At 49.4% G+C, this 21,421-nt stretch carries 18 protein-coding genes and 1 riboswitch; of the genes, 8 read left to right on the top strand and 10 right to left on the bottom strand.

Annotated features, from left to right (window positions below):
* The first annotated feature begins 120 nt into the window (after window positions 1–120).
* Window positions 121–323, top strand: a riboswitch (Lysine riboswitch).
* 134 nt (window positions 324–457) lie between these two features.
* Window positions 458–1,924, top strand: a complete 1,467-nt coding sequence (locus JOD82_RS21395) for an amino acid permease (protein WP_029519205.1) — start codon at window positions 458–460, stop codon at window positions 1,922–1,924.
* A gap of 130 nt (window positions 1,925–2,054) precedes the next feature.
* Here JOD82_RS21395 and JOD82_RS21390 read toward each other — a convergent pair whose 3' ends face one another.
* On the bottom strand, window positions 2,055–3,431 hold the full coding sequence (locus JOD82_RS21390) for an MFS transporter (protein ID WP_029519207.1): 1,377 nt from the start codon (window positions 3,429–3,431) through the stop codon (window positions 2,055–2,057).
* A gap of 46 nt (window positions 3,432–3,477) precedes the next feature.
* Window positions 3,478–4,605 carry a transglutaminase domain-containing protein gene (locus tag JOD82_RS21385; RefSeq protein ID WP_069012161.1) on the bottom strand — a complete coding sequence of 376 codons (1,128 nt, stop codon included), beginning with the start codon at window positions 4,603–4,605 and terminating at the stop codon, window positions 3,478–3,480.
* Window positions 4,606–4,706: 101 nt separating this feature from the next.
* Here JOD82_RS21385 and JOD82_RS29340 point away from each other — a divergent pair, with 101 nt between their 5' ends.
* From JOD82_RS29340 to JOD82_RS21370, 3 genes are read left to right on the top strand one after another with little or no spacing between them, the layout of a single operon-like run.
* The gene (locus JOD82_RS29340) at window positions 4,707–5,135 is read left to right on the top strand and encodes a FeoA family protein (protein ID WP_239645267.1); all 429 of its coding nucleotides are present in this window, start codon (window positions 4,707–4,709) and stop codon (window positions 5,133–5,135) included.
* On the top strand, window positions 5,126–7,135 hold the full coding sequence (gene feoB / locus JOD82_RS21375; protein ID WP_029519211.1) for a ferrous iron transport protein B: 2,010 nt from the start codon (window positions 5,126–5,128) through the stop codon (window positions 7,133–7,135). Before JOD82_RS29340 ends, feoB begins: the two co-directional genes overlap by 10 nt.
* A 37-nt stretch (window positions 7,136–7,172) precedes the next feature.
* Window positions 7,173–7,349: a FeoB-associated Cys-rich membrane protein gene (locus JOD82_RS21370; RefSeq protein WP_080658679.1), complete on the top strand. Its 177-nt coding sequence runs from the start codon at window positions 7,173–7,175 to the stop codon at window positions 7,347–7,349.
* An 86-nt stretch (window positions 7,350–7,435) separates the two neighbouring features.
* Here JOD82_RS21370 and xylB read toward each other — a convergent pair whose 3' ends face one another.
* Window positions 7,436–8,959, bottom strand: coding sequence for a xylulokinase (gene xylB / locus JOD82_RS21365; protein WP_029519213.1), 1,524 nt, complete (start codon window positions 8,957–8,959; stop codon window positions 7,436–7,438).
* A gap of 48 nt (window positions 8,960–9,007) precedes the next feature.
* Window positions 9,008–10,324: a xylose isomerase gene (xylA, locus tag JOD82_RS21360; RefSeq protein ID WP_039273722.1), complete on the bottom strand. Its 1,317-nt coding sequence runs from the start codon at window positions 10,322–10,324 to the stop codon at window positions 9,008–9,010.
* Between the two features lie 134 nt (window positions 10,325–10,458).
* On the opposite strand from xylA, the gene JOD82_RS21355 reads away from it, so the two are divergent.
* Complete coding sequence (locus JOD82_RS21355; protein ID WP_165149440.1) at window positions 10,459–11,631, top strand: ROK family transcriptional regulator; 1,173 nt, start codon at window positions 10,459–10,461, stop codon at window positions 11,629–11,631.
* A gap of 93 nt (window positions 11,632–11,724) precedes the next feature.
* On the opposite strand, the gene JOD82_RS21350 is transcribed toward JOD82_RS21355, so the two are convergent.
* Both JOD82_RS21350 and trxB read right to left on the bottom strand, forming a co-directional pair.
* Window positions 11,725–11,955 carry a glutaredoxin family protein gene (locus JOD82_RS21350; protein WP_007432162.1) on the bottom strand — a complete coding sequence of 77 codons (231 nt, stop codon included), beginning with the start codon at window positions 11,953–11,955 and terminating at the stop codon, window positions 11,725–11,727.
* 58 nt (window positions 11,956–12,013) lie between these two features.
* Window positions 12,014–12,955 (bottom strand): thioredoxin-disulfide reductase, encoded by a 942-nt coding sequence (trxB, locus tag JOD82_RS21345; protein ID WP_023990316.1) that lies wholly within the window; start codon window positions 12,953–12,955, stop codon window positions 12,014–12,016.
* A 281-nt stretch (window positions 12,956–13,236) separates the two neighbouring features.
* Here trxB and JOD82_RS21340 point away from each other — a divergent pair, with 281 nt between their 5' ends.
* A complete protein-coding gene (locus JOD82_RS21340; protein ID WP_013311970.1) occupies window positions 13,237–13,968 on the top strand; it encodes a ZIP family metal transporter in 732 nt (243 codons plus the stop codon).
* An 81-nt stretch (window positions 13,969–14,049) separates the two neighbouring features.
* Here the strand turns inward: JOD82_RS21340 and JOD82_RS21335 are convergent, their stop codons facing one another.
* Both JOD82_RS21335 and JOD82_RS21330 read right to left on the bottom strand, forming a co-directional pair.
* Window positions 14,050–14,511, bottom strand: coding sequence for a hypothetical protein (locus JOD82_RS21335; RefSeq protein WP_209949905.1), 462 nt, complete (start codon window positions 14,509–14,511; stop codon window positions 14,050–14,052).
* A 10-nt stretch (window positions 14,512–14,521) separates the two neighbouring features.
* On the bottom strand, window positions 14,522–15,079 hold the full coding sequence (locus JOD82_RS21330) for an NAD(P)H-dependent oxidoreductase (protein ID WP_165149444.1): 558 nt from the start codon (window positions 15,077–15,079) through the stop codon (window positions 14,522–14,524).
* A 134-nt stretch (window positions 15,080–15,213) separates the two neighbouring features.
* Here JOD82_RS21330 and JOD82_RS21325 point away from each other — a divergent pair, with 134 nt between their 5' ends.
* Both JOD82_RS21325 and JOD82_RS21320 read left to right on the top strand, forming a co-directional pair.
* Complete coding sequence (locus tag JOD82_RS21325) at window positions 15,214–15,849, top strand: HlyD family secretion protein (RefSeq protein ID WP_025724158.1); 636 nt, start codon at window positions 15,214–15,216, stop codon at window positions 15,847–15,849.
* Between the two features lie 9 nt (window positions 15,850–15,858).
* Complete coding sequence (locus JOD82_RS21320; RefSeq protein WP_029519221.1) at window positions 15,859–17,382, top strand: DHA2 family efflux MFS transporter permease subunit; 1,524 nt, start codon at window positions 15,859–15,861, stop codon at window positions 17,380–17,382.
* A gap of 100 nt (window positions 17,383–17,482) precedes the next feature.
* On the opposite strand, the gene JOD82_RS21315 is transcribed toward JOD82_RS21320, so the two are convergent.
* Both JOD82_RS21315 and JOD82_RS21310 read right to left on the bottom strand, forming a co-directional pair.
* A complete protein-coding gene (locus JOD82_RS21315; RefSeq protein ID WP_049817084.1) occupies window positions 17,483–19,465 on the bottom strand; it encodes a heavy metal translocating P-type ATPase in 1,983 nt (660 codons plus the stop codon).
* Window positions 19,466–19,895: 430 nt separating this feature from the next.
* Window positions 19,896–21,347, bottom strand: coding sequence for an aldolase/citrate lyase/malate synthase family protein (locus JOD82_RS21310; protein WP_209949904.1), 1,452 nt, complete (start codon window positions 21,345–21,347; stop codon window positions 19,896–19,898).
* Between the last annotated feature and the right edge of the window lie 74 nt (window positions 21,348–21,421).

Raw genomic sequence — 21,421 nt, 5'->3', positions numbered from 1 at the left:
TTAAGATTCTACGAGTGATTTTCAAAAAATTGTCGATTGTCAGAAGATGTACAGGTACGATATACTGTAATTCGCTATACAATAAAATATCATGTCATACACCTCATCAACCCTGTTTTATGATGAGGTAGAGGTCGCGGATGTAATCGGTACACCGGAGGAGACGATAAGAGCCGTCTGAGATTCCAGTGGAAAGGTACACCCGCCGAAGTATGCGGAGCTGACTCTTTGTAAATACTCCGAATGCTGGGGCTGCTAACCGAAAGGAGCAGAACTGTCACACGCTGTCCTAACACAGACACGTGTGTTGAGCTATCTTGTTATAGAAGAAGGTATGGTGCGGAATGCATAGACAAAACCGCAGGCGTATTCCCTGCGGTTTTTTGATTTATATACTCCCCCTCCTTCTAGCTCTTGCCCTGACATGAAATACAATTTCATGAAGGAGTGTTTGAACGTGCAACACAGAGCAACATCTGACGGAACCTTGCGTAAAAGTCTCAAAGCCCGCCATATGACGATGATCGCCCTCGGCGGTTCTATCGGAACAGGTCTGTTCCTCGCCAGTGGAGGCGCAGTTGCCGAAGCTGGACCCGGTGGTGCCCTGCTGGCTTATGCAGCAGTTGGCCTCATGGTCTACTTCCTTATGACCAGCCTCGGTGAGTTGGCTACATTTATGCCTGAATCCGGCTCTTTTAACACCTATGCAGGTCGCTTCGTCGATCCGGCTTTTGGTTTCGCCATGGGCTGGAACTTCTGGTACAACTGGGCGGTGACGATTGCTGCCGAATTGGCAGCAGCGACCGTGCTGATCAAATACTGGTTCCCGGAAAGTCACTCTGCCTGGTGGAGTCTGTTATTCCTGGCCGTAATCTTCGCACTGAACGCGTTGACCGTCAAAGGCTACGGTGAGTCTGAATACTGGTTCGCCATGATTAAAATTGTGACTGTGGTCATCTTTTTGACTGTAGGTGTGCTGATGATCTTCGGCATTATGGGTGGTCCTGCGGTCGGCTTTGCCAACTTCACGGTAGGAGACGCCCCGTTCCATGGTGGATTCTTTGCTGTACTGGGTGTATTCATGGCAGCGGGCTTTTCCTTTCAGGGAACGGAGCTGATTGGGGTAGCCGCAGGAGAGAGCGAAAATCCGCGTGAAAATGTGCCGCGCGCCATCCGTCAAATCTTTTGGCGCATCCTGTTCTTTTATATTCTCGCAATTCTCGTGATTGGATTGATCATTCCGTACACCAATCCGAATCTGCTGCGGGGAGATATCAGTGATATCGGGGTCAGCCCGTTCACGCTCGTATTTGAAAAAGCAGGGCTTGCGATTGCTGCCTCTGTTATGAACGCCGTTATTTTGACTTCCGTATTGTCGGCAGGTAACTCGGGTATGTACGCGGCCACTCGGGTACTGTACGCTTTGGCACGAGAAGGTAAAGCCCCGCGTTTCCTCGGACGTATCAATAGACGCGGCATTCCTATGAACGCGCTGCTGATCACGACCGCTGTCGGTATGCTAGCCTTTCTCGCCTCCCTGTATGGAGACGGTGTAGTCTATAACTGGCTGCTGAATGCTTCTGGAATGTGCGGATTTATTACGTGGGTCGGAATTGCAGTCAGCCATTATCGTTTCCGCCGTGCCTTTAATGCACAGGGTCACAGTCTGAGTGAGCTTCCATACAAAGCCCGTTGGTTCCCATTTGGCCCGTTGTTCGCCTTCGCTCTGTGTATCATTGTCATTATCGGGCAAGGGGCGGATGCCTTCACCGGACAGGAGATTGACTGGAAAACGATGATCGCTACGTACATGAGTGTGCCGCTATTCCTTCTGCTGTGGCTCGGCTACAAATGGACCAAACGTACTAAAATCGTGCCATTAAAAGAATGTGATTTGAGCCCGGATGCTTCTTCGGATAAATAATAGAAGACATTAAAAAAAGCCCGTCTCCACATATCAGGGAGAACACGCTGGTAAACCTGGTCCAAGACTGTTTATCCGCATGTTCACCTGTATATGCCCGGAGACGGGCCTTTTCTTTTTCTTTTTCTGTTTATTTGGAAGAAGCAGCTACTTCAGCTGATAAAGACATAGATAAGGCACGACGACTAAAAATACCGTATATGACAGCAATCAGCGTCAACCCTGCTGAAAACAAGTACAAATTAACGATACCCAAATGATCTGCAATCCAGCCCATTAAAAGCAGCGAAATACAAAACGTTAGGCTTGTCAGCGTAGCCTGGGCGGACAGCACCTTAGGCAAATCATGTACAGACACACTCATTTGCATCATCGTACGGCGGGATACGACGGACATTTCCGCAGGTAGTCCCATCAACAGCACGATAAGCAGCGTTAGTGGCGGTAATGTGTTCAGTGCATACCAAGCTGTCAGCAGCCCATAACCTGCCATCCCCGCCAACATGGCGGGCAGCAGTCTGCGCTGCAAATACTTGACGCAGGCGAGGACCACGATACCGCCGCCAATCGCTCCTGCAAAATACGCTGCATTGATGTATCCCCACCATGCCTCACTTTTGTGCAAGACCTGCTGAGCGAAAGCAAGCGTGAACGCGCCTACCCAAACCGAACCCCCTAGAAGGTCAATCATATCCATAAAAATAAGAGCTTTCAGTCTGCGACTGGCTCCGATGAGGCTCCAGCCTTCACGAAGTATTTCCTTTTTACGCTTGGGAGGTAGTGTGGGGCTCTCAGATTCCGGGCCATATAGTGTATCTTCCAACTGTGCAGGAGGCAAGTCATGATGCCCTTGCCCGGGTTCAGTTAGAGCTTCGAAAACTGAGACATCTCCACCTCGCACCCTTGTTCCAGGTTGCAGCAAATAATGAGCTTTGCCCTCTAGTGGATCTCGAATCAGGCTGGTGAAGATCATGGCTATCATATATAATCCGCCAGCAACCAGTAGTGTTTTTTCCGAACCTAGCATGGCTACGAGCACACCACTAAGCCCCCACCCCGCTAATTGCACCGTCTGATCGCTGACCGATACCAGACTGTTTGCCCGCATAAGTCCTTCCCCGGACGCAAGGCGAGGAATCAGCGCATTACGCGCAGGCGTAGTCCATCCGTCCAGAAAGGACATGGCTGCCACCAACGTAAACACAATCACCCATATCGGCTCCGTGCCTGCTGACCACAAGTGGCCCAGCAGAACAGCAAAGAAAGCCAGTTGCCCGAACTGAGAAACGAATAAAATAAAAGGAAGCTGGAATCGGGCCAAAATGAGCGGTGCTAAAAAGCCGCTGATCATCTGTGCCCCCATTCGCAGCAACGGAACGAGCACCGAAGAGAAGATGGAGTCTGTTTCATGAAAAACCAAAGACACAAGTGCCATAATATAAAGAATGTCGGCCGCATTGGACATGGTCTGCGTGCCAAGCAAATAGGTAAAGGAACGCCTGTGCATATAAATAAAATACTCCTTTGTTAATGTAGCTTTTTACAGCAGATGATTAGGTCCATTTCAGGGTTACCCGAAGATTGCCGGTACTTCCAAGGTCCGTAATCTGATAAGAAATGGATTTTAAGCCGAGTTGATATAAGGACTGTAAATCCTCCTTGAGACTTCGCTCTGTTCCCTGATAGGCGAAGGTAAGCGTCGTCCCTCCCTTATTTACAATCTTACGCACCTGTTCCTTGATGTCGGCGGATGATTTAACCAGACCCTTACCATCTTGCAGCGGATATTCGAGGGTATTGTACAGTTTTTGATACACAGCAGCCTTTAATCCTCCGGCAGCTACCAGTGCTGATAAGGTTTCCCGATACGATGTATTCGCCTGAGGATACGGTTTCACCCATGAGTGATCCCGCCGCATTTCGGTATCCGTCAGCAGATAATATGAAGTGCTTACTTCGTTCGCGCGATCTGGGGTTGGATCATCCCATGTCGTATCCATGTGATACCATCGACCATCTAATAAAACAAGATTCCATGCATGCAGCTGTCCCCCTGCTCTACCTTCCACAATCCGATTCGTAATGCCTGCACGTTCCAGCATTTTATAGGCTAGCAGTGAATAACCCTGGCAGACCGTGCTTCCCGTTTTCAGGCCATCGTAGGCTGTGTACTTTTGCTGTGCTTCATCATACTTCAGGCGAACGACGATCCAATCATGGATGGCCTTCACCTTCTCATGATCCGTCATTCCCTTCGTAATAATATCCCCCAGCACCGCTTTAACTGTGCTATCCACATAAGCTGTCTGTTCCTTCGTCTCCCGGTAGCTTAAACGAATCGTAACCTGAGCGGAGGTCGTTGTGCCTGTATAGCTGAATGCGTAGCTTTTGATCGTATAATTCACATACGGATCGCTCTCCATGGCCTGTTGGATGGCCGTCTGTAATTGCTGTTTGAGACCGTTCACTCGCCCTTGATATGTAAAGGTCAGCGTTTCACTCCGCGTAGCCATTGCCTGTAAAAGCTTGTTCTGAAGCTGCTGCGATGATACCGATGGAGCCGGCTTGATCGACGCCGCATACACATTGCTGCCCCACTCCACAGCCTGCGGCAGCAACACAGCCAGCGCTGCACCCGCAACCAGACATTTTACAAGCCTAACCCCGATTTTTCTGTTCATACAGAGCGTTCCTGCCCTTCTTAGCATAGTTATAAACAGCTCTATCTTACCATAAAAACAGTTGCCCCAAGCGCTCTAGTTTTGTCGGTTGCAGACGAGTAATGGGACAGTTAAAAAGACAGGTTGCGACACACATACTCGGCGATATAACAGATGGGAGCAAGGGGCAAACATGTCGTTCGCAGCGAATTTTATCACAGCAATCTAAGTATCCTCATGATATGGTACTGGCATCGGAAGTAAATGATATTGATTCTCATTCTAGATCAGAAAGGCTGAACACCATGCCAGAATGTATTTCACTTCTTCGTACGCCACTAGGTCAGACTGTGCGTTTGCAATCCCTTGACCCTCTTCATCCCTCATTGCGCCGCCGCTTGACAGACATGGGCATCAACGAAGGTTCCATCATACGCTTAAAAAAAATCAGTTTATTGGGCGGCCCGATCGTCATTGAATGCAACGGCCAACTGGTCGGCCTCCGTCAAAATCAAGTGAAACAACTGGAGGTCGTTCCGACATGGACATGATCGCTCTATTTGGCAATCCCAATACAGGAAAAACCTCATTATTCAACAAGCTGACTCGTACGTATGCAGAAGTAGGGAACTGGTCCGGCGTCACCGTGGAAAAGAAAACAGGGCTCCTGCGTGACAAGTCTGCCGTATTGGTGGATTTGCCAGGTGCCTACTCTTTACTCCCTCTTTCGCTGGATGAAGGTGTTGCAACCCGATATTTGCTGGAAGAGCCGCCTGCGGCCCTGATCAATATCGTGGATGCCTCCCAGCTCCAGCGTAATCTCTATCTGACCGTACAACTACTGGAATATGGCCGTCCCCTTGTACTTGGCTTAAACATGACTGACGTAGCTGATGCCACGGGTCTTCGCGTAAACAAGGAATTGTTGGCTGAACAATTGAACGTTCCCATCATTCCTATGGTGGCGCGCACAGGTAGTGGAAGTAAGCAAATGCTCGCATCTCTTCGAGAAGTAAGACATGCATCCAATACTTTTCAACTGGATTACGGCCCAGCCGTCGAAGCGGCTATTCATGATATTTGCAACTTACTGCCGGATGCATCTGTACCGCAACTCCGGTGGGCCGCACTGCAATGTCTGGAAAACAATCCTGTCGTCATGGAATGGATGACGGATGAGGTGCAGCGTGAACAAGTAACTGCGCGTATTCGCCATTGCGAAGAAGACCTGCTCAGTGAAGGCTGTGCCATCACGCCTGCTCAGCATATTCGTTCTGTACGAACAGCATGGATTGCTGATCTGTGTACCAAGGCACTCGACACCTCCAAGCTCAAGCCGCACAGCCTAACGGATAGGCTAGATGCACTATTAACTCACCGGTATCTGGGGATTCCGATCTTTTTGCTGCTGATGTACGCTACCTTCAAGTTCACCTTCGATTGGGCGGGTACGATCCTTTCAGATATGCTGGATGGATTTTTTTCAGGTGCACTCAGCAGTTGGATTTCTGAATTACTCGTTCACTTGAACGCGTCTGCCTTTACGCAAAGTCTAGTCGTGGACGGCATCGTGGCTGGAGTCGGGGGTGTGCTTGTTTTTCTGCCTCAAATTGCTATTTTATTTCTGATTATCTCGGTGATCGAAGACTCCGGGTATATGGCACGGGTCACGATACTAATGGATCGTCTGATGCAAGCCGTGGGCTTGAACGGGAAAAGCTTCATTCCCTTCATCATCGGATTTGGCTGCAATGTCCCTGCGATTATGGCAGCACGCACCATTGAACAGCCCAGAGAGCGTCTCATTACCACGTTGCTGGTGCCCTTTATGTCGTGTTCGGCCCGCCTGCCGGTATATGCGTTGTTTGCGGGTGTGTTTTTCCCAACACATGCGGCAAGCATCATCATGCTGATGTATGTGTTAGGAATCGTCGTTTCACTTATACTTGCCAAAATTTTTTCCAAAGTATCCATTTTGTCGGGTGAGCCCTCCCTCTTCATCGTGGAACTTCCTCCCTATCGAGTGCCGCAGGCTCTTACACTATTCCGCAGCACATGGGAGAAGGTTAAAGGCTTCGTCCGTAAAGCCGGAACCATTATTCTTGCAGGTTCCGTTGGCATCTGGCTCTTGTCCAATTTCGGTCCGCAGGGCTTCGGGGTAGAAATGGATGACAGCCTGCTTGCCACCGTTGGAGGTTGGTTCGCTCCATTACTAGCCCCTCTCGGTTTTGGCACCTGGCAAGCAGGGGCTTCCCTGCTCACAGGCTTTATGGCCAAGGAAGTTGTCGTATCAACGATGAATATTATTTACCACGTTCCTGATATGCAGGGACTTGAACTACAAGTCAGACATGCCTTTACACCGCTTGCCTCTCTTAGCTTTATGGTGTTCATTCTGTTGTATGTTCCGTGTCTGGCTACGGTAGCGGTCATTCGTAAAGAAACCCTTTCGTGGCGTTGGACCGCATTTTCTGTGATCTATCCTTTGGCCGTTGCATATATCATTGCCGTCTTGATCTATCAATGCGGCAGATTATTAGGTTGGGGTTAAAGTCAGGCCCTATAGTAAATAAAAGGAAGTGAATTCCATGATCAATATCATCATTTTATTGGCGATCCTCGGTTATAGTGCGTGGGTGCTGGTACGATTTTTGCGAAAAAGCCGTCAAGGCGCCTGTGCGGGGTGTTCGTCGAGCAAGTCATGTCCGGGTTGTGCAGCCAGCTCTATGCATGAAGATTATGCGAAAATCAAGAAAAGTATTTAATTCCAACTCATCATCACATGAAAAGCGGCTTCGGGGGTTTCTTACACCCGAAGCCGTTTCTTATTTACGCTTAAAGCTCACCGTATTCAGCGATACACTGCCAAATGCTCATTTAGCTCTCGCGTGTGCAAGTAAACTTCACGATACAGCTCGTATAGACCTTCATACTGTGCCACACGGTCCGGGTTCGGCGAATATCTCGCTGCTTCATGCAGAAATGCTTCAGCACACGCTTGCAGAGATTCAAACCAGCCACTACCATAAGCAGCCAGCATGGCCGCCCCCAAGGCAGGTCCCTGCTCGCTTTCCAGCTTGATGATATCCGCGTTAAAAATATCTGCCTGCATTTGCAGCCATGCCTCATTACGCGCACCGCCGCCGATGGAAATCACTTCATTCACCGTTTTGCCCGTCCCTCTAAGAATATCTATAGATTCCTTGAGCGAAAACGTTATTCCTTCCAGTACCGCTCGTGTAAAATGCGCAAGCTTATGTCCCGCATCCATCCCGATAAAGCTGCCTCGAATGGTTGCATCCGGATGAGGTGTACGTTCGCCAACGATATAAGGCGTGAACAGCAGCCCTTGGCTGCCCGGCTCAATAGAATTCACATCTGCCAATAGTGCATCAAAAGAATGCTCTGGTGCAAAGGTATCCTTAAACCAAGTCAAGCTGTATCCGGCCGCGAGCGTAACCCCCATAATATAATAAGCATCCTGCTCACTATGATTAAAAAAATGCGCCCGCCCCTGCACATCAATATCCTTGCGTTCCTCATAAGAAAGTACAACCCCTGAGGTGCCGATGCTGCATAGGGTGCGGCCTTCACTCAAAATGCCGGCACCAATCGCGCCACATGCGTTGTCCGCACCACCTGCAAAGACCTTCGTTTCAGGCGAAAGCCCGATCTGCTTCGCAATCTCCGGCAAGAGCGTACCCGTCTGATCAAAGGATTCCACCAGCGGCGGGAACAGCGACAACGGTAGATCAAACGCGGCAGCGATCTCTTCGCTCCACTGCTTGTTCGCAATATCCAGCAGCAGCGTGCCCGCCGCATCCGAATACTCCGTCGCCAGCTCTCCTGTCAGACAGTAGCGCACATAATCCTTGGGTAGCATAAAATGTGCCGCACGGGCCAGCACGTCTGGCTCATGCTCCTGCACCCACAGCAGCTTGGGCAGCGTGAAGCCTTCCAGCGCGCGATTACGTGCGATATTCAGCAGGTCCGACCCGAGCTGTTCTTCAATACGACGGCATTGTGCTGTCGTACGCGTGTCATTCCACAGAATAGCCGGACGAAGCACTTGGCCTTCCTTGTCAGTCAGCACAAGCCCGTGCATCTGTCCCGAAAAGCTAATACCGTCTACGGCATCTGTGCCGCCGATTCCGGCCTTCTCCACAAGCTGTTTCAGTGATGCTAACGTGCCACTGACCCAGTCCTCAGGATGCTGTTCGCTATATCCTGCCTTCGGCTGATGGAGTGGATAAGACTGGGAGGTTTCATAAGCCACCTGACCCTTGAGGTTAACCAGCACCGTTTTGACCGCGCTGGTACCCAAATCTACGCCGATGACATAGCGTTCCTGCTCCTGATTTAGCTTCTCCTGCATCGGAGTTCCTCCTTCCCTGTTATCGTGTATTCCTTATTTTATATATGCTTAGTCAGCCAAAATGTATTGATTTAATGTTGCTTTCAGATATTCCTGGCGACCGGATACGTTTTTACGTGGTGTTTCGTTCGCCAGAGCATATTCAGCCAGAGAAGCAAGCGTTGCTTTTCCGGATACGATGTCTGCTCCAATACCTTCTTTAAAGCTGCTGTAGCGCTTCTCAATAAAGTCCTCAAACACACGATCCTCGATCAGTTTGGCAGCTACCTTCAGCCCCTTCGCATACGTATCCATACCTGCGATGTGCGCGAGGAACAAGTCTTCTGGCTCAAACGATGCTCTGCGTACCTTGGCATCAAAGTTGATACCACCACGGCCCAAGCCTTCATTTTGCAGCACTTCATACATCGTCAGGGTCGCATCATACAGATCAACCGGGAATTCGTCCGTATCCCAGCCCAGCAGCAAATCTCCCTGGTTTGCATCCAGTGATCCCAGCATGCCGTTAATCCGTGCTACACGCACTTCATGATCAAAAGTATGACCCGCCAAGGTGGCATGATTAGCTTCCAGATTAAGCTTGAAATGTTGATCCAGATCATATTTTTGCAGGAAAGCAATCGTCGTCGCAGCATCAAAATCATACTGATGCTTCGTTGGCTCCTTCGGTTTTGGCTCAATCAGGAACTGAGCGTCAAAGCCAATTTCACGCGCATAGTCTACGGCCATATGGAACATACGTCCCAAATTGTCCTGCTCCAGCTTCAAATCCGTGTTCAGCAGTGTTTCGTAGCCTTCACGGCCTCCCCAGAAAACATAGTTATCTGCGCCCAGACGTTTGCCCACTTCCAGTCCTTTTTTAATCTGAGCAGCTGCGTGTGCGTATACATCTGCATTGCAAGTCGAGGCAGCACCATGCAAATAACGTGGATGGCTAAACATGTTCGCCGTGTTCCACAGCAGTTTTTTCCCCGTAGCTTTCATATGGTCCTCAATCAGATCCACGATGGTATCCAGATTGCTGTAAAATTCCTTCAATGACGCGCCTTCCGGTGCAATATCCACATCGTGGAAAGCGAAATAAGGTAAATTCAGCTTATCCAGCAGTTCAAAGGCAGCTTCCACACGTGCCTTCGCCAAATCCAGCCCGGTAAACTTGGACCATGGACGTTCCGCTGTTTCTACACCAAAAGGATCGGAGCCGCCTGCAACCAGTGTATGCCAGTAGGCCATGCTAAAACGTAAATGCTCCTCCATCGTTTTTCCCGCTACAATTTCCTGTGGATTATAAAATTTGAACGCAAAAGGATTGTCGGATTGCTTGCCCTCAAAGTTAATTTTAGATACCTGTTCGAAATAAGCCATTATAAGTTCCTCCTTTATAGTAAACGTTTACAAAAACGATTCTAGCACAGCCAAAAGACTTTGTCTATTGCTTAAACTAAGTTTGTTTTTATGATATAATATCAGGAATTACACCAACAGGAAGTGAATGAACCATGAATGTCACTGGCGATCAGGCGCTTGTCAAAAAGCTGAATAAATCCATTGTGCTGGAGCGTATTCGCCTTCATGCTCCGCTATCCCGGGCACAGTTATCCAGTCAAACTGGATTAAACAAGGCAACCGTTTCCAATCTGGTGGCAGAGCTCATTACCGATGGATTGGTGTATGAGACAGGATTAGGAGAATCCAGCGGTGGGCGTAAGCCTTTAATGCTGCTGTTCAATAGCCGTGCAGGCTTTGTACTCGGTATTGAGGTCAGCGTACAGTACATCAAGGGCGCTCTGACCGATCTGGCAGGTACCATTGAAACGGAGCTTACCTTTTCTCTAACCCAGCATGATCCCGCCTTTGTTATGGAACAGATTCGAAAGCTCGTTCAGGAGCTTATGCAGGTCACTCCTCCCTCCCCTCATGGTATTGTCGGCATTGGACTGGGGGTACCGGGTATGGTGGATGAGACCGGAACCGTGCTGTTCGCACCCAATCTGGGCTGGGAAGGGGTTCCGCTGCGGCAGCAGCTTGAGGCTGAGCTAGGTCTGCCCGTCGTAGTAGATAACGAAGCCAACGTCGGCGCGCAGGGCGAGTTGTACTATGGTATGGACGGCGATCACCGACAGCTGGTGCGGGATCTGGTCTACATCAGTGCAGGGTCTGGAATCGGGGCCGGGATTATCATTGACGGCAAACCGTATCAAGGAGCTTGGGGGTACGCCGGAGAGACGGGTCATATGACCATTGATTGGAACGGACGGCTCTGCTCCTGTGGTAGTCGCGGCTGCTGGGAGCTGTATGCTTCAGAGAAGGCGTATGCATCATCCACATTGAAACTGCCTGCACATAATACAGCGGAACTACTGCCGTTTGCTCAGCAAGGTGAAGCGAGTACATTAAGCGTCCTTGAAGATATTGGACGATATTTGGGTGTGGGTATTACCAGCATTGTGAACAGCCTTAACCCCGGGATGCTTATCATTGGCGGTCCACTGGCGGAAGCCAGACCTTGGTTGGAGCAAAGTATGCGTGAAGTGATTGACGAACGTGCCTTGCCCTATCACCGTCGGCAACTACAGATTCGTTTCTCCACGCTTGGCAGCCGTTCGACGATGCTAGGCGCCGCCTATGCAGCAACCGCTCCTTTTCTCGGGCGTGTACGCGTGTCCTTATAAGTAAAAAGGCCCCCATTGCAGTATGTAGCTGCGATAGGAGCCTTTTCTTAACCATATAACGATCATAGGACCGTCGTCTGCTGTTAGGTTGGATTAAGCGTTCAACACTTTTTCAAACTTGGTTTTGTTCATACCGGAAATACGTTCTTCCCCGATCAAAGTCAATGGAACGGCACGAATGCCCATATCCCAAACCTCTTGAGCAAAAGCTTCATTGGTTTCAATGTTGCGTTCTTCGTACTCCACGCCTTTTTCACTCAAGTAGCTTTTTACTTGACGGCAATGCGGGCAGTTTGTAGATGTGTATACGATTGCTTTTTCCATGAATATCACCTCATCATTTATTTTGTTACATCATATTTATTCAAACTTGCGTGGATCATTACAGGGCCAGTGCGCTGTGCTCCAGGCTTTCGATGTATTTCTCGCTGTCCATAGCAGCCATGCAGCCACTACCTGCTGCGGTAATTGCTTGTCTGTAGCGTGTATCCTGTACGTCGCCACAAGCGAATACGCCAGGCACGTTTGTTTCGGAAGTACCCGGATTTACGACGATATAACCGTTCGCATCCGTTGTAATTTGTCCTTCGAGGAAGCCCGTATTCGGATGATGACCAATCGCCACGAATACGCCGCTAACTGTAATGATTTCCTCTTCACCTGTTGCATTATTCAGTACTTTCAAGCCAGTGACTCCGTTCTCGTCCGCAATCACTTCTACAGGAGTACGATTAAGCGCCCATTCAATTTTGTTGTTCGCACGAGCACGATCCTGCATAATTTTGGAGGCGCGCATTTCTTCACGACGATGCACCAACGTTACTTTAGAGGCAAAACGAGTCAGGAAATTGGCTTCTTCCAGTGCAGAGTCTCCGCCGCCGATGACAACAATTTCTTTGCCACGGAAAAAGAAGCCGTCGCATGTTGCGCAAGTGCTTACGCCACGTCCGATATTATCCTGTTCACCGGGAATACCCAGGTACTTGGCAGTCGCTCCTGTGGAAATAATCAGCGTATCGGTAACCAGTTCACCCAAACCCTCTACATCCAAAGTAAATGGACGAGCAGTTGTGTCTACTTTGTTTACCCAGCCTGTGCGGAATTCAGCGCCAAAACGCTCCGCTTGCTTACGCATATTATCCATCAAATCGGGTCCCATGATTCCTTCCGGAAAACCTGGGAAATTTTCAACTTCCGTAGTCGTAGTTAATTGTCCGCCTGGCTGTGGTCCTTCGATCACCAGTGGGCTCATGTTAGCGCGTGCCAGATAAATTGCAGCGGTCAAACCGGCAGGGCCGGTACCTATAATAATGGACTTGTACATATCTTGGTTCCTCCTAAAATATCATAAGTATTATATAACGAGTTTTCGGAACCGGGCGCTGGGCAACTGCATATACTCTAAAAGTAATTCCGCCAGAAGCTTATCCCAAAATGTGGACACCCGGATATTACAAAAACGAATCACTTGTTTTGTAGCTTTTTATGACTTAGACTGATTCTAAATCCTAATTTCATTATGCGGAAATAGCTGTAAACAGTCAAATGAAGTTTTCATGAAGCGAAGCTTAAAGATAAATCAGGTATGGAGGGATTATCCCGATTATGAATGACGTTTTTGTAGGTAGCTTTATTTCTGCCCTGTCCACTGGACTCGGCGCCGTGCCCATACTGTTTATGCGTAATATCACGCATCGGCTTCGCGATGTTCTGTTGGCTTATGCCGCAGGAATTATGACCTCTGCCTCCGTGTATAACCTCATTCCCGAAGCGATCCAGCATTCCAATTGGTTCGTGCTGACTGCGGGAATTCTGCTCGGCTGCCTCGTATTACTGGTGATGGAGATGTACATTCCCCATGCGGATTTGGAGGACCCAGATTCCAAGACCTTTCAACTGGAATCCAAATCTTTTCTCATCATCGCAGCTATTACATTGCACAATTTACCGGAAGGACTCTCTGTTGGGGTCAGCTATGCGAGTGAGACTCACAATCTCGGCAATCTGATCGCCTTCTCTATCGGCCTGCAAAATGCCCCGGAAGGCTTTATCGTAGCGTTGTTCCTTGTGAATCAAAACATCGGCCGTTTCAAGGCCTTGGGCATTGCTACCCTCACCGGAGCTGTGGAAATCATTACGAGTCTGATCGGCTTTTATTTGAGTAGCTGGGTGAACGGACTGGTACCTTACGGCCTTGCTTTTGCCGCCGGAGCCATGATGTTTATCGTCTACAAGGAACTGATTCCCGAGAGTCACGGGGATGGCAACCAGCGGATCGCCACATTCTCTTTTATTCTCGGCTTAATTACGATGATTGGGCTAACCGAATGGCTATAGCCGAGCAACACAAAAAGGCCGCCTTCTGCCTGTAATCCAGACAGATAAGCAGCCTTTTTGGCGTGTTCACATGGAGATACCTCATTTTTTTTGGTTCATGGAGCGCAATGCTTCACGATACTGCTCGTCCTCACTTTTGTGAGTCTCCTTCTCTCCATTGGATATTGGGGAATGTCTTTCCTTTTCTTCGTCCTTTTTGGCAAAACCACGTAAAGCCGCACGATAATCCTGATCTCCGTAAGCATCTTTAATATTCTCGCGATCTTTTTCCACCTTCTTATCCGTCTGGATATCAGGCACCTTGTGTTGTTCCTCCGCATGATGCTCTTCGACATCGATATCCTTAGGAGGCGTCTCTTGCGCAGGATCTATCCATTCACGCGCCTCGGGTTCCACCTGTACAGGATAAGGACGTTTGCTTCTTTGCCGTGAGTCCTCTTCGGTAGAGCGAGTCTTGGAAGAGGACTTGCGCGTCATCTTCGTATTAAATACCAGCAAAAAAATAAAGGCAACCGCAGCTACTACGATAAAAGCAATGGTCATCGGTAGCCTCCTATTCTCTTTCAGCGCTACGGTACCGTCCCGCTATTTCAGCGACCCGTTTGCCCAAAGAGCGGCCTAGTGCAAGATCATCACCCGTTGGAAGATTAGGTGGTCCATTGGGGTCAGTCTCCACCGGACATGTTATCCCTACGCCGTAATAGGAGCCGTATAATGCATTTTCCGTAATATTGGCGGGCAGTCCTACAATAATCATGCCTTGATGAAGCATTGGAGTAATCAAATTCAGAAGTGTGGATTCCAATCCACCATGAACGGTAGCGGTTGTGCAAAACACAGCGCCGATTTTGTCCACCAGCTTGCCCTGCGCCCACAGATACCCCAGCTTATCAATCCAGCTTTTCAGACCGCTGCTGATCGTACCAAAATGCCCCGGACAACCCCATAGGATCGCATCCACACTCACTAGCTCATTCACATCGGCCTCATTTACATGCTTTAACAACACTTCCGTGTGCTCAAGGTGTGCTCCTTCTGCAATTGAGCGTGCGAGACGTTCGGTATGCCCATTTTCACTGTCATATACAATCATGATTCTGGTCGTCGTCATTATGCGCATCATCCTTTGTCAGCAAAATCATCCTTTTCGCATGCGCTCTTAACCTTGCCCAAAATCCATCTGAATATTATGAATCGTTTGACGCATACTTTGAAAATCCAAGAACTAGGGAGGCATGTTAACACATGAATTCACGCGCCATATTAGTCAACTTGCTAGTTATTATCATTATTCTGGCAGGAGGTGGAGCCGCCGCCTATTACTACAATCAATCCGCCAACTACATAAAAACCGATAATGCCCAAGTGAGTGGACAAGCGGTTACCGTTGCCTCTCCAGGCGCTGGCAAGCTCACAGGCTGGAATGCTGAAGTTGGTAAAACCTACACCGCTGGAAGCACACTGGGTAATGTAGAAGGAGGCGGAAGCCGAATTAGCGTTACGATTCCAACCGATGGTACCATCGTGCAGCAATCTGCGGTCAACAACTCAATTGTTGGGGCAGGCACGCCTTTAGCGAAGGCTTTTGATCTAAACAATTTATGGATTACCGCCAATATAGACGAAACGGCTGTACAGGATCTTCAAGTAGGACAAACCGTAGATGTATATATTGATGCTTACCCGGATACGTCCCTGAGCGGTAAACTCGAAAAGATCGGCCTGGCGACCGCATCGACTTTTTCACTACTGCCCACTTCCAACACCACTGCCAACTATACCAAGGTGACGCAGGTCGTGCCTGTCAATATTTCCATTCAAGGTTACAAGGGGCTGGGTATTATCCCGGGAATGAGTGCGACTATCAGAGTTCACAAGTAGGGGGCTGTCATGGATCAAAAAATGTCCGTCGGACGTATTCTGTCCGTGCTGCTGCTAGGCGCCTTCATTTCGATTTTGAATCAAACGCTGCTTAACGTGGCCATTCCACACTTAATGAATGATTTCAATGTGTCTGCCACAACCGTTCAATGGCTTTCCACCGGATATATGCTAACCAACGGGATTTTGATTCCTATCACTGCTTTTCTGATTGAGTCCTTCGGAACACGTGCGCTGTTCATCTCCGCGATGGGGTTATTTACTGCCGGGTCTGTCGTCTGTGCTGCCAGTACCGGCTTTGCGCCTATGCTGGTTGGACGTGTTATCCAGGCCAGCGGAGCAGGCATCATCATGCCTGTGGTGATGAACGTGTTCCTGACTGTGTTTCCTCCAGAAAAACGGGGCGCTGCCATGGGTACTATGGGAATCGCCATGATGTTTGCCCCGGCGATTGGACCAACTTTATCCGGCTATATTGTGGAGCATTACAGCTGGCGGCTGCTATTTTTACTTGTTATTCCGCTGGCGGTCATTGATATTCTGTTTGCCATACGCTGGCTCAAAAATGTATCCAAGCTAACGAAACCGAACTTTGACCTGCTGGGAACCGTCTTTTCCACCCTTGGGTTTGGCTTCCTGCTGTATGGCTTTAGTTCAGCTGGGGACAAAGGCTGGGGTAGCAATACAGTAATACTCACACTCGCTGCCGGGATTGTGTTTATTGTATTGTTTATCGTGCGCGAGCTGAACATGCTACAGCCGATGCTGGAGTTCCGTGTGTTTAAATATGATATTTTTACTGTATCAACCTTAGTCGGGGCTACCGTCAACATGACGATGTTTGGCGGTATGCTGCTGCTGCCAATCTATTTGCAAAATATACGCGGCTTTACACCGTTGCAATCCGGTCTGCTGCTGTTGCCGGGTGCACTGCTGATGGGTGTGATGTCACCCATATCAGGGGCAGTATTTGACCGTATAGGCGCAAGGCCGTTGGCGATCATTGGGCTGATCATTACGGCAGTCACGACATGGGAGTTCAGTCTGCTAACCGACGCCACCACCTACGGACATATTATGATCATCTATACGATTCGCAGCTTCGGAATGTCACTGCTGATGATGTCCGTCCAGACGGAAGGGCTAAACCAGTTGCCTCCCCATCTCGGTAGCCATGGTACAGCCATGTCCAATACAGTACGGCAAATTGCCGGGTCTATCGGTACCGCTTGGCTCATTACTGTAATGAGCAGCCGGACCACGATTCATGTAGCGGATTATGCGAATGTCGCTACCACCGCCAATGTTCCTTTAACCGAAGGGGTAGCACAGTTGGGACAAACCCTCGCGCAAACGGCGGGTATTTCAACAGAAAGTGGTTCATCGTTGGCGCTACAACAGGTGTACCGAAATGCTGTTACGGAATCGACGATCCATGGCATTAATGATGCCTTTATCATTGCTACAGGGATTGCGCTGGCAGGGCTATTGTTTTCCTTGTTCTTACGACGGTCTACGCCACGCCGAAGATAGACGTACAGCGTTGCGAGGCTGCAAAAGAAGGAGCATTCACCCCTTGGATTTTAAGAGGTTTGAATGCTCCTTCCTGTTTATAAACTTCTGATTATTAGCCCTATGACCGTAATAAGCGCAGGCCATTCAAAATAACCAGTAATGTGCTACCTTCATGCCCAATAACCCCAAATGGCAGGGCTATATCTTGCACAAAGTTGCTGATCACAAGCAGCAAAATGACACTTACCGCAAAGATCATATTTTGTTTAACCACCCGCTGCGCCTTGCGGGCCAGTGCTACCGTCGGAGCAATCTCCTCGATTCCATCGTTCATCAGCACAACGTCTGCGACCTCCAGTGCGGCTCCGCTGCCATGCATCCCCATGCCTAGTCCTACGGTTGCCGCTGTCAACGCAGGAGCGTCGTTCACACCGTCGCCGACCATGACGACATGCCCGTACTGCTCCCGCAGCATGCGAATATGGCTGACTTTGTCCTCCGGCATTAAGCCAGCATACACGGCGTCAACTCCGGCCTGCGCCGCGATCACAGCGGCCGTTTCTGGACGGTCCCCGGTTAGCATGACAACCCGGATACCCTGCGCTTGCAGTCGTTTCACGGACTCTTGGGCCTGCGGACGCAGCTCGTCGCGTAGTGCCAGCATTCCGGCAATCCGATCATTCGCGAGGATGATGGATACGGTTTTGCCCTCAGCTTCCAGCCGGGCCCGACTCTCCATCCACTTTGGCTCTGCCAGAGAACCAGGTTCATCCAGTACATTTGTACGCCCAATTTTCCACTTCACCCCACCTATGATGCCTTCCATTCCCCATCCGGTGAGTGCCTGCACTTCTTCGGTTGGAAGAAGATCTCTCTGTCCCAAATCAGCTTCGGCTTTGGCTACAATCGCTCGCGCCAGTGGATGCAAAGAATAGCTTTCAATTGTGGCGACCATATGCAATAACTCATCGGCATCGTATTCTGCGGCGGTAATCCAATCCGTGACGACAGGTGACCCCATCGTTAACGTGCCTGTTTTGTCAAAAGCAACAACAGAAGTCAATGCCATATTCTCCACATGTGCACCACCTTTGAACAGGATGCCCCGTCGGGCACGGTTGGAAATGGCCGATAGCATTACTGGCATAATGGATGATACGAGCGCACAGGGGGAGGCCACGACGAGGAACACCATAGCCTTGTAAAACGCTGCTGCCCACGTCCAGCCTAATGCTATGGGTGCACCGGCAATGACGATCAGCGTGACAGCAACAACAATTCGAGCGTACACCGATTCGAACGTTTTAATAAAACGCTGGGAATCAGGAACTTCGGTCTGAGCCTCTTCCACCATACGAATGATTTTCGAAAATAAAGTGTTCTCTGAGGACTGACTAACCTCCACATATAGCACCCCTTCTCCATTAATGGTGCCCGCATATACCTCGTCACCTTCCACCTTATTTACCGGAATAGATTCACCGGTAATCGATGCCTGATTCACTGCCGAAACGCCCTTAGAGATTCGGCCGTCCGCCGGAATCAGTTCGCCCGGCTTCACCAGCAGCAGGTCGCCTGGCAACAGCTGCTCAATGCCGACCGTTTCGGTCCCCTCGCGAGACAAGCGCAAAGCCGTTTCCGGCTTCAACGCCATAAGCTCAGAAATATCCTTACTACTACGCTCGGTGGTATAGCTCTCCAGCGCACCGCTGAGTGCAAAAATAAAGATCAGCATGGCTCCTTCATTCCAATAGCCAATGGCCGCAGCTCCTAGGGAGGCAGCAATCATGAGCAGGTTAACATCCAGATCATGTTCTCGGATCAGTGTTTCGACTCCTTCCCTGGCTTTGGACCAGCCCCCAAGGGCATAGGACACCACATACAGAATGACCGATAGCCATTGCCACCAATGTGAGACTCCCCATGCCATCAACATCAGCAATCCACTACCTAGAGCAGCTTGCATCTCCTTGTTTTTCAGCATACTTTTAAGCTGAAATTGCGGCTTACGATTCGGACCGGGTCGTCCGCTGCCACTGTTTTTTGAAAGGGTTCGGTTAGAGGGAGACAATGTATCTTGTAATCGTTGAACAGCTTGCATCATGTCACGTTCCTTTCCATATTTTGTTCCTTGTACTAGCATCTCATTGAGAATGATATCCATTGTTAAGTGCCCTAAAATAGCACATGCTGCTTCGGGAAGCCCGAAGCAGCATGTTTAGCAAATGAGAATGATAATCATTTTTGCGTCTATACAATTATTTTGGTTTAGAGAAACTTTTGTTTTATTATATACCTTTTCTTTTCCACTTGTAAACCAGCAATGGTCTAAATAAAAAAAGATACCCGCGCAAACACTGCAGGTATCCTCCATATTTAGAGCATCCGATTCAGGATTTGCAAAAATCGATTCCAGTCGCTCCAAAGTGTAATATATAGACGAACTAGGCCATTTCGATCTATATTTTGTTCTTTGAAAATCGCTTATTGGATTTTTGCAAAATCCTCTATTACATGAATTCAGGTTATCTTCAGGCTAAAGGAAACTTCCACGCATGGTTGTGTGCAGCCCCAGAAGTGCGCTGACGATCTGCGGGCTGTTGCAGTCCCAAACGCGCAGCTGCAAGGCGTGCGGCGGGAACTGCTGTGTCCGGGCAAATGACCCCCGTCAGCTCATTCTCCCAGATCGAAATCCCATCCAGAGACTGGTTAATTTCATCTATTGCTACCCATAAAGGAAGCTCGGGCTTTACACGTCGAACAGCTTCCATTATGCATTTTATCGTATCACTAGTATTCTCATGACCATCGACACCGGGTGGAATCAACTGATCCTCAGTCCTAATATCATCGGATGGAGTTGGTATGACTTCTAAAATGACCGTATCGGCAAAACGTGTCAGATCTGCAGCTTGAGCCACCTGCTTGATATGTCGTGCACCCACTTTGGATATGTTATTGGGGTTGGCTGACTCCTCCGACCGTGCGGCTTCCTTGTTCCATGTTGGGCTTATGTTAGGCACCAAAGACGGGGCAACTGTCAAAAGCACGCCTACCCGATATGGAATGCACCGAAGACGTCCGCATAAGGTCTGCTCCGCAACGCCGTCAATCCAGTCTCGGGTTGCCCGGAATTCGTCCACGTCAGCCGGATTGCGTACCATAATCTCCAGCTTGGGTTCTCCCCCCTGCCGCACGCTCCGCAACGCCGCACGCAGTAATGCCTCCAGCTGCATATCTTGCAAGCTGCCAATACCCACTGCATTGTTCTGCTCCATTAGGGCAACAGTGAGTGGCGATCCGTTCAGAGACTCGAATAAGCCTTCATACTCTGTTTCCAGCAAGCTGATAATCCGGCGGGACAAATGCTCACACAATCCAGGCAGGCCAGATGCCTGGTTAAAGGTTTTGTACGTGTCAGATGCACGAGAGCCGGGAATAAGGATGGGGTCGGGCTCCCCGTCAGGGGCATGAATCGTCTGTCCAGACTCAGCTACGTCCAGATAGGCATAGCATAATTCCCCAACGCGGCCAGAGGCCTGTGACAAGGGGCCATGCAGAAGACTATAACCGTCGAAACTGCCTATTTCTGATGCTATCTCTGTACTTATACGACTCATACTTGTAGGAGCATCGGCATAAATCCGTATGAAGGTACGTCTGTATTCATCGCTCCATTTTAGGAGTGTACCCATTGCTTGCCCAATATCGTTGCCGCTATTCAGCATCGTTTCCCCAAGTAATTCGGGATTCGCAGCCATCAAAGCCTCCGCTCGGCTGATTACGCCCTGCTCAGCTAAACCAACCAGCCAGCCCAACGGATCTTCCCCCTGCGTAGCAGATACTTCATGGCTGCCTGCCCTTAGCGTCTCCATAGCCAACCTCTGTGCAGCAGTCTCCATAACCGACTCTGGATCTTTGAGATCCCGGCTGTTTTTGCCGCCCAACAGCTCTGCGAATACATGCATCAGTTTAGCCTCCATGCTATTAATCCATCCTTTCTTCCGTCAGCAAGTTGGCACACACGAATTTGAGTACCCCTCCAAATAAGGAAAAC

Source organism: Paenibacillus sp. 1182 (assembly GCF_017833915.1).
GTDB classification, from domain to species: domain Bacteria; phylum Bacillota; class Bacilli; order Paenibacillales; family Paenibacillaceae; genus Paenibacillus; species Paenibacillus polymyxa_D.
This window is presented reverse-complemented; position numbering and strand designations above follow the sequence as displayed.

Bases quoted from the DNA above. Each gene is read 5' to 3' on its own strand.
- JOD82_RS21390 (WP_029519207.1), bottom strand. From the start codon at position 3,431: ATGCACAGGCGTTCCTTTACCTATTTGCTTGGCACGCAGACCATGTCC.
- JOD82_RS21385 (WP_069012161.1), bottom strand. From the start codon at position 4,605: ATGAACAGAAAAATCGGGGTTAGGCTTGTAAAATGTCTGGTTGCGGGT.
- JOD82_RS29340 (WP_239645267.1), top strand. From the start codon at position 4,707: ATGGGACAGTTAAAAAGACAGGTTGCGACACACATACTCGGCGATATA.
- feoB (WP_029519211.1), top strand. From the start codon at position 5,126: ATGGACATGATCGCTCTATTTGGCAATCCCAATACAGGAAAAACCTCA.
- JOD82_RS21370 (WP_080658679.1), top strand. From the start codon at position 7,173: ATGATCAATATCATCATTTTATTGGCGATCCTCGGTTATAGTGCGTGG.
- xylB (WP_029519213.1), bottom strand. From the start codon at position 8,959: ATGCAGGAGAAGCTAAATCAGGAGCAGGAACGCTATGTCATCGGCGTA.
- xylA (WP_039273722.1), bottom strand. From the start codon at position 10,324: ATGGCTTATTTCGAACAGGTATCTAAAATTAACTTTGAGGGCAAGCAA.
- JOD82_RS21355 (WP_165149440.1), top strand. From the start codon at position 10,459: ATGAATGTCACTGGCGATCAGGCGCTTGTCAAAAAGCTGAATAAATCC.
- JOD82_RS21350 (WP_007432162.1), bottom strand. From the start codon at position 11,955: ATGGAAAAAGCAATCGTATACACATCTACAAACTGCCCGCATTGCCGT.
- trxB (WP_023990316.1), bottom strand. From the start codon at position 12,955: ATGTACAAGTCCATTATTATAGGTACCGGCCCTGCCGGTTTGACCGCT.
- JOD82_RS21340 (WP_013311970.1), top strand. From the start codon at position 13,237: ATGAATGACGTTTTTGTAGGTAGCTTTATTTCTGCCCTGTCCACTGGA.
- JOD82_RS21335 (WP_209949905.1), bottom strand. From the start codon at position 14,511: ATGACCATTGCTTTTATCGTAGTAGCTGCGGTTGCCTTTATTTTTTTG.
- JOD82_RS21330 (WP_165149444.1), bottom strand. From the start codon at position 15,079: ATGACGACGACCAGAATCATGATTGTATATGACAGTGAAAATGGGCAT.
- JOD82_RS21325 (WP_025724158.1), top strand. From the start codon at position 15,214: ATGAATTCACGCGCCATATTAGTCAACTTGCTAGTTATTATCATTATT.
- JOD82_RS21320 (WP_029519221.1), top strand. From the start codon at position 15,859: ATGGATCAAAAAATGTCCGTCGGACGTATTCTGTCCGTGCTGCTGCTA.
- JOD82_RS21315 (WP_049817084.1), bottom strand. From the start codon at position 19,465: ATGCAAGCTGTTCAACGATTACAAGATACATTGTCTCCCTCTAACCGA.
- JOD82_RS21310 (WP_209949904.1), bottom strand. From the start codon at position 21,347: ATGGAGGCTAAACTGATGCATGTATTCGCAGAGCTGTTGGGCGGCAAA.